This is a genomic window from Paeniglutamicibacter sp. Y32M11 (assembly GCF_019285735.1).
GTDB lineage: Bacteria > Actinomycetota > Actinomycetes > Actinomycetales > Micrococcaceae > Paeniglutamicibacter.
The window spans coordinates 1,463,406-1,476,674 of sequence record NZ_CP079107.1 but is presented as its reverse complement, the minus strand read 5'-3'; the positions used below and the strand labels follow the sequence as shown (position 1 = coordinate 1,476,674).

The window sequence follows — 13,269 nt, the reverse complement described above, 5'->3', positions numbered from 1 at the left end:
ACCCACCACCAGACCCACTAACGATTAGGCCTTCAGGAAGGCCGTACGCCGTGCCGCTTGCTCCACCGGGTCCGGCACCGGAAGCGAGGCGATCAGCCGCTTGGTGTAGGGATGTTCCGGGTTGCCCATGACCTGGGATCCGATGCCCTCCTCCACCAATTTGCCGCGGTACAGCACGCCCACCCAGGTGGATAACATGTCCACCACGGCCAGGTCATGGGAGATAAATAGGGCCGCGAAACCCAACTCCGCCTGCAATTCCTTAAACAGCTCAAGCACCTTGGCCTGCACCGACACATCCAGTGCACTGGTCGGTTCGTCGGCGATCAGCAGCTTCGGATCCAGTGCCAGCGCCCTGGCCAGCGAGGCACGCTGGCGTTGGCCTCCGGAGAGTTCGTGCGGGAAACGCTGGGCAAAGGCCGCAGGAAGCTGCACCGCTTCGAGCAGTTCATTAACTCGAGTTCGTGCGGCTCGTGGGTCAAATCCCCGGTGCACCAGCAGCGGCTCGGCCACACACTCACCGATACTCAGCTGCGGATTAAAGCTGGCCGCCGGATCCTGGAAAACGAAGCCAATGTCCTGGCGCAACTTCTTAAAGCTGCGTTCCTTGTAATCGAGCATTTCGTAGCCGAGCACCTTCAGCGATCCGCTGCTGATCTTGTTCAGCCCCGCAATGGCGCGACCGATGGTGGTCTTGCCGGAGCCCGACTCCCCCACCAGTCCGTATACCTCCCCGGCACAGATCTTCAGCGACACCTCGTCCACGGCCCTGAAGGCCGGTGAACCGAGTCGACCGGGGTACACGATGGAGAGGTCTTTCGCCTCCACCAGCACCTCCCGATCCTGGCCCGAGCGTTCGCTCATCCCGGCGGAGGCCGAATGCCGTCCCAGGTGTGGGACTGCCGCGAGCAACGCCTTGGTATAGTCCTCACGTGGATTGGCAAAGAGCTCCACGCTGGGTGCACTCTCCACGATCTTGCCCTGGTACATCACCACCACGCGGTCCGCGAGGTCGGCGACCACGCCCATATTGTGGGTGATCAGCACGATCCCGGTCTTAAAGTCGTCCCGTACCGCGCGCAAAAGCTCCAGAATTTCCGCCTGCACCGTGACGTCCAGGGCCGTGGTCGGCTCGTCCGCGACGATCAGCGAGGGGTTCAGGGCCAGTGCCGCGGCGATGATGACACGCTGCTTCTGTCCACCGGAGAATTGATGCGGGTAGTAGTTCACCCGCACCTCGGGCTCCGGGATGCCAACCTTGCGCAATACCTCGATGGCGCGGACCTTGGCTTCCTTCTTACTGATTTTGGTGTGCGCTCGAATGCCCTCGATGATCTGCCAGCCCACGGTGTAGACCGGGTTCAGCGCCGTGGACGGCTCCTGGAAGACCATCGAGACGTCCTCGCCGCGGGCGGCACGCAATTGTGTCGGGCCCAGGGTGAGCATGTTTTTGCCCTTGAGCAGCACCGCGCCGCGGGCCACCGCCGTATCTGCCAGCAGGCCCAGGATGGTGCGAGCGGTGACCGATTTACCCGAACCGGATTCGCCGACCACCGCCACCACTTCCCCGGCAGCAACATCAAAGCCCACGCCGCGTACCGCCGGAACTTCACCGGCATCGGTGGTGAAGGTGACTTCGAGGTCCTTGATGGACAGGACCGCGCCGTCTGCGCGCGTGTCTACGTTGTTCGTTTTCATGCTGCTGCCTTTCCGCCGCGGCGCTTGGCCTTGCGGCGTGTCCGCAGACGCGGATCCGCCAAGTCATTCATGGATTCGCCCACAAGCGTCAGCCCGAGCACTGTTAGGACGATGGCGACACCCGGGAAGACACCGGTCCACCAGACGCCGCTGGTCGCGTCACTCAGCGCGCGGTTCAAGTCAAAGCCCCATTCGGAGGCCTTGGTCGGTTCGATGCCGAAGCCCAGGAAGCCCAATCCCGCGAGGGTCAGCAATGCCTCGGAGGCATTGAGCGTAAAGATCAGCGGGAGCGTGCGGGTGGCGTTGCGGAAAACGTGTTTAGACATGATGCGCCAGTTTGAGGCGCCGATGACCTTCGCGGATTCTACAAAGGGTTCGGCCTTCAGCCGGACAGTTTCGGCGCGGATGACGCGGAAGTACTGCGGGATGAAAACCACGGTGATGGAGATGGCCGCGGCCATGATGCCGCCCCAGAGACTCGATTGCCCGCCGGAGATCACGATGGACATCACGATGGCCAGCAGCAAGGAGGGGAAGGCGTAAATCGCGTCGGCCAAGACGACCAGCACTCGGTCAAGCCAGCCACCGATGTACCCGGAGACCAGACCGAGGAAAACACCGATGAAGATGGAGAAGAGCACCGCCACTACGATGACGGCCACGGCGGTCTGGGCTCCCCAGATGGTTCGCGAGAACACATCAAAGCCACCGACGGTAGTGCCCCAGATGAACTTTCCGCCGGGGGCTTCCTGGGTGGGGAAATCCCCGTCGGCGTCGGCCATTTGGGAGAACCCAAACGGGGCGATCAGCGGGGCAAGTGCCGCGGTGAGCAGGAAGGCGACGGTCAGGACCAGACCCGCCACCAACATGCCGCGCTGCAATCCGGCGCTCATGCGCAGGTGTGAGATCACCGGAAGACGAGAGATGAGCGATCGCTTCGGTGGCACCGAAACGTGAGTTGTTGTACTCATAACTTAGAACCTCACTCGGGGGTCGATGAGGGCGGCAATGATGTCAACGATGAAGTTGGTCAGTGCGACGATGACGGCCAGCAGCACCACGATGCCCTGCACCGCAACGAAGTCACGCGCGGTGAGGTACTGGGCCAGCTGGAAGCCCAGGCCCTTCCATTCGAAGGTGGTCTCGGTGAGCACCGCGCCGCCCAGCAGCAGCGCGATCTGCAGACCCATGACCGTAATGATGGGAATCAGCGCGGGGCGATAGGCGTGTTTGGTGAGCAGCCGGTATTCGGAGACGCCGCGCGAACGCCCGGCCTCCACGTAGTCTCGGCCCAGGGTGCCGATGACGTTGGTGCGCACCAGGCGCAGGAACACTCCGGCGGTGAGCAAGCCTAGGGCAACCGCCGGCAGGATCGCGTGCGAGATGACATCGGATGCCGCGCTCATGTTTCCCGAGCGCAAGGCGTCAAGCAGGAAGATGCCGCTGGGGTTCTGCAGCCCGGTGAGCTGCAGTTCGGCGGTGACTCCCGCCCGTCCGGCGATCGGTAGCCAGCCCAGCCACACTCCGAAGATGAGTTTGAGCAGCAGGCCGGCAAAGAACACCGGGGTGGCGTAACACAGGATGGCGAAAACACGCAGCAGCGCATCGGGCCAGCGGTCGCGCATTTTGGCCGCGAGCAACCCGAACGGGATGCCGATCAGCAGCGCGACGATCAGCGAGTTCACTGCCAGCTCGGCGGTCGCGGCACCATAGGTCGCCAGGACCTCGGTGACGGCACGGTTATCGGAGATGGTGCGTCCGAAGTTGCCGGTAAAAATCTGTCCAAGGTATTCGAAGTACTGAACGATGACCGGGCGGTCGTAACCGGCGGCGGAAATTCGTTCGGCCAGCTGGTCTGGGGTTAATCGTCCACCCAGCGCCGCGGTGATGGGGTCACCGGTCACGCGCATCAGGAAGAACACCAGGGTAACGAGGATAAAGATGGTCGGGAAGATCAGCAGGAAGCGTGTGAGCAAATAGCGCGCAAAGCTGCCTCCCGCCTTGGCGGCCGGTCTTGTCGGCGGCGGGGTGACCGAGGGGTTTTCGGTCAGGTTAATCGTGGTGGCCATGGCCAAAGCGTCCTAGCTTAAAAAGAGTGGTTTCCAGAAAAAATGGGCCGCGGGTTCCTCCCACATAAAGGGGTGAAGAGGAACCCGCGACCCGTGCACGATGGCGGCTACTTAGAGATGGCGCCCATGCGGAACTTGAAGGAAGCATCCAGCGTGGTCTCCACGCCCTTGACGTCGGCGCCGGATACGGCAACCTGTGCGCCCTGCAGGAGCGGAATCGTGGAGAGATCGCCGGCGACCTTGGTCTGAATCTCCTCGATGAGTGCCGTGCGCTTGGCACGATCGGTTTCTACCCGCTGCTCGTTGATCAGGTTGTCAACTTCGGGGTTGTCGTACTTGTTACCCAGGAAGTTGTCCTTGGCGAAGAATGGCGACAGGTAGTTATCGGCATCCGAGTAGTCCGGGAACCAACCGAGCTGGTAGGCCGGGTAATCGGTGACACGTGACTTTTGGTAGGTCACCCATTCGGTGGACTGCAGGTCAACCTTGAACAGGCCGCCGGCTTCCAGCTGTCCCTTGACCGCCGCGTATTCATCGCCCGAGCTGGGGCCATAGTGATCGGGGTTGTACTGCAGCTTGAGGTTGACCGGGGTGCTGACGCCCGCGGCTTCCAGCGCTGCCTTGGCCTTGTCCTGCGACGGCCCACCGTCCTGGCCGTAGAGATCCTTCAGTGGTTCGATGGCGCCGGTGAAGCCCTGCGGCACAAACGAGTAGACCGGGGTGTAGGTGTCCTTGTAGACCTTGGTGGCGATGGCCTGGCGGTCGATGAGGTTGGCTACGGCCTGGCGAACCGCCAGCGACTTGGCGGCATCCGCGTCGTCAGACTTCGCGCCGAAAGGCATGATGTCGAAATTGAAGACGATGTAACGCAGTTCGCCACCGGGGCCCTTATCGACCTTGACCTTCTTGTCCTTGGCCAGGTCGGCCACGTCGGTGGGCGAGAGCGAACGCCATGCCACGTCGATGCCACCCTGTTGGATGTCCAGCTTCAGGTTGTTGGAATCCGCGTAGTACTTGATATTGGCCGAGGTATTGGCCGGTGCTCCGAGCAAGCCCTTGTAGCCGTCATAGGCCTTGAGCGCTACCAGCGAGTTTTTCGCGTAGGACTCGATGGTGTACTGACCGGCAAAGGCCTTGCCCTTGATGATCACGTCATCGGCGACGACCTTGTCGGCCGGGAAGATCTCGTCGTCAACGATCGGACCGACGGGGCTGGTGAGCACCTGCGGGAAGGTCTGGTCGTTGCCCTTCTTGAGCGTGAAGACCACGGTGGTGGCATCCGGGGCAGCAACACTCTTCAGGTTGCCCAGTAGCGATGAGGGACCGTTCGGGTCAGCGATCTTGACCTGTCGGTCGAAGGTGTTCTTTACGTCCTTGGAATCCAGGTCGTGGCCATTGGCCCACTTGAGTCCCGCCTTGAGCTTGACCGTGTACTCGGTCGGGGTGGTGAATTGGGCGGACTCGACGATGTCGTTCTCCGGTTCGGCCGATCCGGGCTTGGAGTTCAGCAGGAACGGGTAGATCTGGTTCATGACCATGAACGAACCGTTGTCATAGGATGCGGCGGGGTCCAGAGACGTCACCTTGTCCGTGGTGCCTACGGTGATGGGTGCGCTGGCGGCACCGCCGCCAGATGTGGAGCCGCTGGCCCCCGGCGTTGCCGCGGGGCCGGTGCAAGCGGTCAGGGCCAGGGCAGAAATGCCAACCACGGCTGCGGCGAGACGCAGGCCGTTCTTCGAGCGGGTCATGTGGTTTCCTTAATTTTTGCGTGCGACGCTGTGATCCAAAACACAGCGAACTACATAGTAGTTGCTTCACATCACAAAAGGCCATGCTTTCTGCCGATTATTTGCAGGAAATGTAAATGACATCTTTCAGATCTATACTTCTTGATACGGAAAACGAGAAATGGAACTGCGCTTCTCCACCAGCAGCAACGATTTTGCGGATTGTGGCCTAGGCTTAAAGGTGATGATGACACGTAGAGACGCCGCCATTGCCCTGGACATCTCCATGGAAATGGCGAAGCGACACAATATTCCCCCGCGCATGAGCGAAGCCGAATTCGCAGCACTGAACGCCAACGCCCCGGCCTGGCTCATCCAGTCTCGCGCGAATAGGACCGGAAAACGCCCCGTATGGGTGCAGCTGACCTGCGCCGTTTGTGGTTTCACCGAGGCCGAGCGACCCAAGAAGTGGTGGCCCAAATTCGACTTTGTGCACTGCGCCGAGCACGGTCCGGCCCAGCTGCCGAGTCTCGAGGCCGGCAAGACCCGTCTGGAATATCCAGATATCTCCACTCGCATGTATGGCATCGTCGACGAGGTCAAGGCCTAGGCACACGGTCTCGCAGCAACTTGTCCCGCCCGTTCTCCGCCATTTTGCGGAAAACGGGCGGGACATTTGTTTATGAGGTGCACCACTGACCAACCGCGACTTCATCCCGTGGCGCTCCGTCCCTCGAGCTTGAGATAGCGCAGCAGCATCGCAGCGGTGCTGAAAATTTTTGGGCGGTCTTATCTCCTGCGAATCCCGGCTCCGCCGCAGGGTTCATCCCTGATTCTTGAGGTCCTGGACCGTGCGCGAAAGCAGGCAAAACTCGTTGCCCTCGGGATCGGCCAGAACCACCCAGCTGACATCGGGCCCCTGACCGACGTCGGTACGCCGCGCGCCAAGGGCCAGCAAACGTTCAAGCTCCAGAGCGGTGGACACCCCATCCGCCCGCAGGTCAAAGTGCAACCGGTTTTTCACGCTCTTGACCTCGGGTACAGCGAACACTTCGATGGCCGGCCAGGCACCGTCCGATGGTCCGATGCCGATGCCATCGTCGTCTTCTTCGATCACGTGCCAACCCAGCACCGCGCACCAAAAATCGGCCACCACGCGGGGATTTGTCGCATCGATGCTGATGGAGGCAAGTCGACTGGTCATGGCCACACAATAGTCGCCCGAGCGTGGGCAGGGAACAGAGCACAGGGATCAGTCCCGGATGCGCCGGCCGGACGTCGTGGAGCAACTGCGCTTTCACTCATCAACGACGAAGGCCCCGCCGGTGCAGCCAAGCAACCGGCGGAGCCTTCAGACGGGTGTGGCGATTCTCAGGAAATCAGGCTCGGGTCCCATGCCGTGGAGCGCGCCGATTCGATGGTGGCCTGTCCCAGCACTCGGGTGCCCTGGTAGATCACCATGGTCTGACCCGGTGCTACGCCGCGCATCGGGTTGATGATCGTGGCCACCAGCACGCTGGAGCCATCCTCCTGTAGCTGCACGCTGGCACGGGCATCAACTGGATCACCGTGGGCACGGACCTGAACCATGCAGTCGAATTCGGTGCCGGCGCTCGCCTCGGCAATCGGCAGCCCGGCCCAGGAAATCCGGATGCCGCGCAGCTCATCAACGGCCAACAGCGCCTCCGGGCCAACGATGACCTTGTTTTCCTTGGGGCGGATCTCCAGCACGAAGCGTGGCTTGCCATCGGCCGCCGGGGTGCCAAGCTTCAGGCCCTTGCGCTGTCCGACGGTGAAGGCGTGGGCGCCCTCATGCTCGCCCAGGGAGGTGCCCTCCTGGTCAACGATCTCACCCTTGGTCATGTCGATGCGCTCGGCCAGCCACCCGCGGGTATCCCCATCGGGAATGAAGCAGATGTCATAGCTGTCGGGCTTATTGGCCACCGAGAGCCCGCGGGCCTCGGCCTCGGCCCGCACCTCGGCCTTGGAGGGGGTCTCGGCCAGCGGGAAGATGCAGTGCTCCAGCTGTTCGTGGGTCAGCACGCCCAGCACGTAGGACTGATCCTTGGCCCAGTCCGCGGCGCGGTGCAGTTCCGGATGTCCTTCTTCATCACGAATCACCTTGGCGTAATGCCCGGTGCATACCGCGTCAAAACCCAGGGCGATGGCCTTTTCCAGCAGCGCGGCGAACTTGATGCGCTCATTGCAGCGCATGCAGGGGTTGGGCGTGCGACCGGCCTGGTACTCGGCGATGAAGTCCTCCACCACGTCTTCCTTAAAGCGCTCGGAGAAATCCCACACGTAGTACGGGATGCCGAGTTTATCGCAGGCGCGCCAGGCATCGTTGGAATCCTCCACCGTGCAACAGCCCCTCGATCCGGTGCGCAGGGTTCCGGGCATCCGGCTCAGCGCCAGGTGCACCCCCACGACCTCGTGGCCTGCTTCAACGGCTCGTGCCGCCGCCACGGCGGAGTCAACTCCGCCGCTCATCGCTGCCAAAACCTTCATCGCGTAAACCCTGTCCCTGCCGTTTGAATGCTACTGATTTGTGCGGCCATTCCGGCCTTTTTGGCGCGCTCGTACGCTTCGGGTAAAGCCGCCACCAACTTCTCAACGTCCGAAGTGCCAGTTGTATGCCCGAGGCTGAAGCGTTGTGCGCCACGTGCGGTTCCTTCATCGCGGCCCATGGCCAACAATACGTGTGAGGGCCGCGGTACCCCGGCGGTGCACGCGGAGCCGGTGGAGGAATGGATGCCGAGCATGTCCAGCACAAATAGCAACGAGTCCCCCTCGCAGCCCGGGAAGGTGAAGTGCACGTTACCCGGAAGCCGGGTGCCCGTGTGCTGCGGATCCGCGCTGCCGTTCAAGACAGCTTCGGGGATCAATCTCCCGATGGAGGTGATCAGGCTGTCGCGCAGCGTGGCTAGGCGTTCGTTCTCGGTGCCCAGCGTGGCGGCAGCGGTACTGGCGGCCGCGGCAAAGCCAGCGGCGGAGGCGGAGTTCAAGGTTCCCGAACGCAACGCACGTTCATGCCCGCCGCCGTGCTGCACGGGGGTCAGGGTCACATTTCGGCGCACCAGCAGCGCGCCGATGCCCACCGGTCCGCCGATCTTGTGCCCGGAGATGGCCATGGTGGCCAGTCCCGAATCGGCAAAGTGCGTGGGCACCGAGGTGAAGGCCTGCACGGCATCACTATGCACCGGGATGCCATGGGGTTCGGCGAGCGCCACGACCCGGTGGATCGGTTGGATGCTGCCGACCTCATTGTTGGCCCACATGCAGGTGATCAGCGCGATGTCCGCGGGGTTCTGGTTGATCAGTGCCGAGAGGTCGGCAAGGTTGATGACTCCGTCGGTATCCACCTCGAGCCAGGAAATGGTGGCACCCTGGTGGGCGGCCAGCCATTCGACGGTATCCAAGACCGCGTGGTGTTCGATGGTGGGCACGATGATGCGGGTGCGGGTGGGATCAATCGCCGTGCGGCTCCAGTACAAACCCTTGAGCGCAAGATTGTCCGATTCGGTTCCACCGGAGGTAAAAATGATCTCGGAGGGGTGTGCCCCGGCCGCCGCGGCCAGCTGTTCCCGGGCTTCTTCCATCACTCGGTGGGCGCGACGCCCGGCGCCGTGCAGCGAGGAGGGGTTACCGGTCTGCGCCAGCTCATGGGTCATGGCGCTCAACGCGGCGCCGGACATCGGCGTCGTGGCGGCGTGGTCTAGGTATGTGGGGCTCATGGACACCGAACAATTCTAGCCGTGTTGCGTGACGACGGCGCGGAGTCATTGCTCACATGCAGCCGAAACAGCCGAACCCACAGCGTCGGCCGGTTAGTTCTCCTCGCCGGCGAAGTATTCCCCGGCCAGTTCTTCGGGATCAAAGGGGGTGGCATCGGGTATTGGTAACTGATTGTGGGTATCCCCCTGAGCATCAAGCCGCGCATCCGCGCTCACCTCCAGGGCTTCAACCCCCGGGCAGGCAAGGAGGGCGTTGATCAGTTCCTTACTTCCCCCCACGATGGTCGAGTCCTCATATAGTTCGGTGGACAGAATCCAGGCACGGTCCTGGGGCCAGGCCAGATTCGGGGACTGGCGTTGTTCCCCCAGTGAGGTCCGCGCCCACAGCGGGCTGCGCAGATCCGTTCCGTCCCCACTGAACAGGTAGAAGGAACGGTAGCCGGAGCCAATGGTGAGGGTGGGTCCGTTCCTGTCCTCGTGAGAGAAGGCCGGGGCCTTCGCCGCTGCCGCCAATTCGGCGGCTCGCACGAGGTTCTGCTCCATACTCAGCGCGGGATCATCCTCGATGATGATCTCCACCTGATCCCCACCATGGATGAAGGCCAGCCCATTCCACAGCGCCAGATAAATCTCATCCGGGCTTTGCGTGTTGGCGACCAAAAGCGGGGCGATGGCCGCCAGCTCCTGGGCGCCCAGTCCATCCCACCCCGGGGCCTCTCCCTCCCAGGAGTCCTCGGCGAGCGGCACTCCGTCTTCACCGATCCCCGAGAGCGCGGCGAATTGTGCCAGTGGATGCATGGTGGATCCGCGACGTGCAGCAATCTCGCCCCAGCTCACCGGCTGCCCGTCCAGTCCCATGGCGGGGTGGAAGATGCGCGCGTAGGCGGCATACGAGGCGGGTACCTGTCCGGAGACCAGATTGGCGGTCTGCGCATCGCGTCCCTGGGATTGGAGGGCATCAACGATCCACGCCCCGGCATCGGGCGCCACAAAGTTCAAAGTCATTAGATCAGCGTACCCAGATCCGGGGCCCATGGGCACTTAGCAATGCGAGCTACCGTACGTTTCTATTGAGTGTCGTGACGCGCGGGGACGGTGAGCGCGCGACAAAGCTGATAGGAATGAACTAACAGTTCTAGCCGAGGAGTTCTCCCCATGGGCATGTACCTACCCGCGCTTCGTCACCCCGTCCACCACTTTGCCCACCGGAGCATCAACTTCGATTCGAGGGTGGCGTTGATGGCAATCATCAACCGCACTCCCGACAGCTTTTACGACGGTGGAGCGACGTTCGGGCTGCGCAGTGCGGTGGATGCCGCGCTGAGTGCGGTGGGGGCGGGTGCCGACTGGATCGACATTGGCGGGGTGCCCTTCTCCCCCGGACCGGCGCTGGACTGGCACGAAGAAGCCGAACGCATCGTCCCGGTCATCGACGCGGTGCGTCAACAATCCGATGTCGTGATTTCCGCCGACACCTTCCTGCCCGAAGTTGCTGCGGCGGCCATCGGCGCGGGCGCGGATGTTATTAACGACACCACGGGGCTCAGCAATCCCCAGCTGGGACGCGTGGTGGCAGAGGCCGGGGTCCACCTGGTGATCACCCATTCGCTGGCGGCACCACGCACCAGCTATCCGCGGCCCCACTACGACGACGTCGTGCAGGAAGTCACCGGCTACCTGCGGCGCAAGATCGACTACGCGCTATCGCTGGGCATCGGAGAGGACAAGATCATCATTGACCCCGGGCACGATCTGAACAAAAACACGCGCCACACCCTCGCACTCACCGCCGGATTCGAGGCCATTGCGGCGCTGGGCTACCCCAGCCTGGCCGCGGTCTCCAACAAGGACTTCATCGGCGAAACCCTGGATTTACCCAAGACACAACGCACCGCCGGATCGATGGCCGCCGCCGCGATGTGCATCATGAATGGGGCACGCATCATCCGCATGCACAATATCCCCGAATCGCTCTCCACCGTGCGGATGCTGGAAGCCGCCATGGGCTGGCGAGAACCCGCCTATCTGGCCCACAACATGGGCGAGGTGAACACCCCCGCCCACCCGGGGAACCACGCACCCGCCCACGCCTTGGCGGCCGGCGGTTCGGCACTGATCAATGCGGCCCCCTACACCGCGAACGGCGCGGCCTGATGCGCCGGATACTCCCGCCCTGCGCTGATGCTTCGGCCCAGGATGTTGACGACGAGGCCTTGCTCACCGGTTATGCCCCGGAACCCGGAACAGGCGCCTTTGTGCGCTTCAACTTCGTCTCCTCGCTGGACGGGGCCGCCACCCATCAGGGTCGCTCCGGCGCCCTGGGCACAGCCGCGGATCACCGGGTTTTCATGTTGTTACGTCGACTGGCCGACGTCATCCTCGTGGGCGCCGGGACGGTGCGGGCCGAGGGCTATGAGGGTGAATTACTTGATGATGCATCCCGTGCCTGGCGCCTGGCGCACGGCATGAGCGAGCGCCCGATCTTGGCCGTGGCCTCCGGACACCTTGACCTCGATGAACACGGCGCCCTGTTCAGCCAGAACCCCGGGGAAATTCTGCTGCTCACCTCCGCCGCCGCCCCGGCGCAGCGGATTGCGGCCCTCGCCCCGGTGGCGGAGATCATCACCGCAGAGGGCGGTGGTGCGGGTCTTGACCCACACTGGATCATCAAGACGCTGCACGATCGCGGAATGCGATTAATCCATGCCGAGGGCGGCCCCACACTCTTCGGTGATTTCCTGCGTGCCGATGCCATCTCGAGCCTGGCGCTCACCTACTCCCCACTGCTGGTCGCGGGAAACGGGCCACGGATCGCCGGCGGAGCTCACCTGGAGGTGCCGGTATCCATGGAGCTGCACCTCTTGCATGAGCAGGACGGTACGCTGCTGGCTGACTACCGTCGCGGCTAAGCTCACCGCTAATACCTCACCGCTCTCCCAGCCACACCCGGTAAGATCGCTGAAGCAAGAACGCGCCGTGCAGCGGAGCTAGCGCGGCACCTCATCTTCAGCAGCGAGCGAAAGGCGGCCCCGTGGCCCAGCGGCAAACCCACTACGAAGTCTTGGGCGTTGCTCCCACCGCGAATGCCACGGATATCAAGTCCGCCTACCGCCGGGCAGCCCGGGCCACCCACCCCGACCACGGCGGAAACGCCGAGGACTTCGCCCGTGCCACGCTGGCCTACGAAACCCTCATCGATCCGGCCTCCCGCACGCGCTATGACCGCAGCTACGGTACCGAGTCCAGCTACCTGCGCGGTAAGGCCCCCACCCGTGAGGATGACACCGGAGATGCGGGCCAACGCGGTTCGATGCGCTTTGATGCCTCCGGGACCCGGCCCTCGGCCACCACACCCACCGAGTATCTCCCGCCCCTGGATGCCCCGGGCGCCGTGGATCGGGCCACCTCCATCCGGCAGGTCCACGGCACCCCACGCAAACGCGGCATCTTTGGCGCCCAGGCCCGATTGGCCCGCGAGACCCGGACCGTGGCACTGCTCTCGCGCCAGGTGCTCACCGCACTGCCATCGGCCCGGCTCGTCAACGGCCTCCATGCCCCGGGCGGCGGCTACATCGACCATGCACTGCTGGGCGGCTACCGGCTGGCGCTGATCCACTCGATGCTGCTGCCCAAGGGTGTGTATCGCTGGGACGGTGATTCGCTATTGCGCGATGGCAAACACATCGAACCTCCCCGCATCACCCCGGTGGTACATCAGATGCAGTCACTCTTCCCGGAACTCAATGTCACCGGGTGGACGGTCCTGCTCGCTCCCGATGGCAACCTGCACGAACCGGTCATCGACTATGTACGCGGCGGTGTCCCCGGGGACATGAGCGTGGCCAACGTGGTGAACGCCATCAACCTGGTGCGCGAAATGAAGATGTTCCTGGGCACCGGCCCCGCCCCCCAGGTGGTGGATCGCACGATTTTAGCCAGACTGCTCGGCGGAATGTATTAGGGCCTGACGCGCTCACTCCGAGATGCGGATCAGCAAAAATGGCTGGCTCCGCCGGTCGGAGCAGGCTCTTTGGCTCAACG

General features: G+C 63.2%; 12 protein-coding genes. 4 read left to right on the top strand and 8 right to left on the bottom strand.

Annotated elements, in window-relative coordinates; all coding sequences use genetic code 11:
* Nucleotides 1-24: 24 nt before the first annotated feature.
* From KUF55_RS06445 to KUF55_RS06430, 4 genes are all read right to left on the bottom strand, one after another.
* Nucleotides 25-1,698, bottom strand: coding sequence for an ABC transporter ATP-binding protein (locus KUF55_RS06445; protein WP_218818347.1), 1,674 nt, complete (start codon nucleotides 1,696-1,698; stop codon nucleotides 25-27).
* Entirely contained in the window at nucleotides 1,695-2,669 is a 975-nt protein-coding gene (locus tag KUF55_RS06440) for an ABC transporter permease (RefSeq protein WP_132364763.1), read from the bottom strand. Before KUF55_RS06440 ends, KUF55_RS06445 begins: the two co-directional genes overlap by 4 nt.
* A gap of 3 nt (nucleotides 2,670-2,672) precedes the next feature.
* Nucleotides 2,673-3,767 carry an ABC transporter permease gene (locus tag KUF55_RS06435; protein WP_132364761.1) on the bottom strand — a complete coding sequence of 365 codons (1,095 nt, stop codon included), beginning with the start codon at nucleotides 3,765-3,767 and terminating at the stop codon, nucleotides 2,673-2,675.
* A gap of 107 nt (nucleotides 3,768-3,874) precedes the next feature.
* Nucleotides 3,875-5,515 carry an ABC transporter substrate-binding protein gene (locus KUF55_RS06430; protein WP_218818346.1) on the bottom strand — a complete coding sequence of 547 codons (1,641 nt, stop codon included), beginning with the start codon at nucleotides 5,513-5,515 and terminating at the stop codon, nucleotides 3,875-3,877.
* Between the two features lie 223 nt (nucleotides 5,516-5,738).
* On the opposite strand from KUF55_RS06430, the gene KUF55_RS06425 reads away from it, so the two are divergent.
* A complete protein-coding gene (locus tag KUF55_RS06425) occupies nucleotides 5,739-6,104 on the top strand; it encodes a hypothetical protein (protein WP_132364757.1) in 366 nt (121 codons plus the stop codon).
* A gap of 213 nt (nucleotides 6,105-6,317) precedes the next feature.
* On the opposite strand, the gene KUF55_RS06420 is transcribed toward KUF55_RS06425, so the two are convergent.
* The 4 genes from KUF55_RS06420 to KUF55_RS06405 form a co-directional block, all read right to left on the bottom strand.
* Nucleotides 6,318-6,698, bottom strand: coding sequence for a VOC family protein (locus KUF55_RS06420; RefSeq protein ID WP_218818345.1), 381 nt, complete (start codon nucleotides 6,696-6,698; stop codon nucleotides 6,318-6,320).
* A 167-nt stretch (nucleotides 6,699-6,865) separates the two neighbouring features.
* Nucleotides 6,866-8,002, bottom strand: a complete 1,137-nt coding sequence (mnmA, locus tag KUF55_RS06415; RefSeq protein WP_132364753.1) for a tRNA 2-thiouridine(34) synthase MnmA — start codon at nucleotides 8,000-8,002, stop codon at nucleotides 6,866-6,868.
* Nucleotides 7,999-9,228, bottom strand: coding sequence for a cysteine desulfurase family protein (locus KUF55_RS06410; RefSeq protein ID WP_132364751.1), 1,230 nt, complete (start codon nucleotides 9,226-9,228; stop codon nucleotides 7,999-8,001). The genes mnmA and KUF55_RS06410 overlap by 4 nt, the downstream gene beginning before the upstream one ends.
* Nucleotides 9,229-9,321: 93 nt before the next feature.
* Nucleotides 9,322-10,233 (bottom strand): hypothetical protein, encoded by a 912-nt coding sequence (locus tag KUF55_RS06405; protein WP_218818344.1) that lies wholly within the window; start codon nucleotides 10,231-10,233, stop codon nucleotides 9,322-9,324.
* A 150-nt stretch (nucleotides 10,234-10,383) separates the two neighbouring features.
* On the opposite strand from KUF55_RS06405, the gene folP reads away from it, so the two are divergent.
* The 3 genes from folP (at nucleotide 10,384) to KUF55_RS06390 (ending at nucleotide 13,189) form a co-directional block, all read left to right on the top strand.
* Complete coding sequence (folP, locus tag KUF55_RS06400) at nucleotides 10,384-11,382, top strand: dihydropteroate synthase (protein ID WP_218818343.1); 999 nt, start codon at nucleotides 10,384-10,386, stop codon at nucleotides 11,380-11,382.
* Nucleotides 11,382-12,137, top strand: a complete 756-nt coding sequence (locus KUF55_RS06395) for a dihydrofolate reductase family protein (RefSeq protein WP_132364745.1) — start codon at nucleotides 11,382-11,384, stop codon at nucleotides 12,135-12,137. Before folP ends, KUF55_RS06395 begins: the two co-directional genes overlap by 1 nt.
* Nucleotides 12,138-12,259: 122 nt before the next feature.
* On the top strand, nucleotides 12,260-13,189 hold the full coding sequence (locus KUF55_RS06390) for a J domain-containing protein (RefSeq protein WP_218818342.1): 930 nt from the start codon (nucleotides 12,260-12,262) through the stop codon (nucleotides 13,187-13,189).
* Nucleotides 13,190-13,269: the final 80 nt, after the last annotated feature.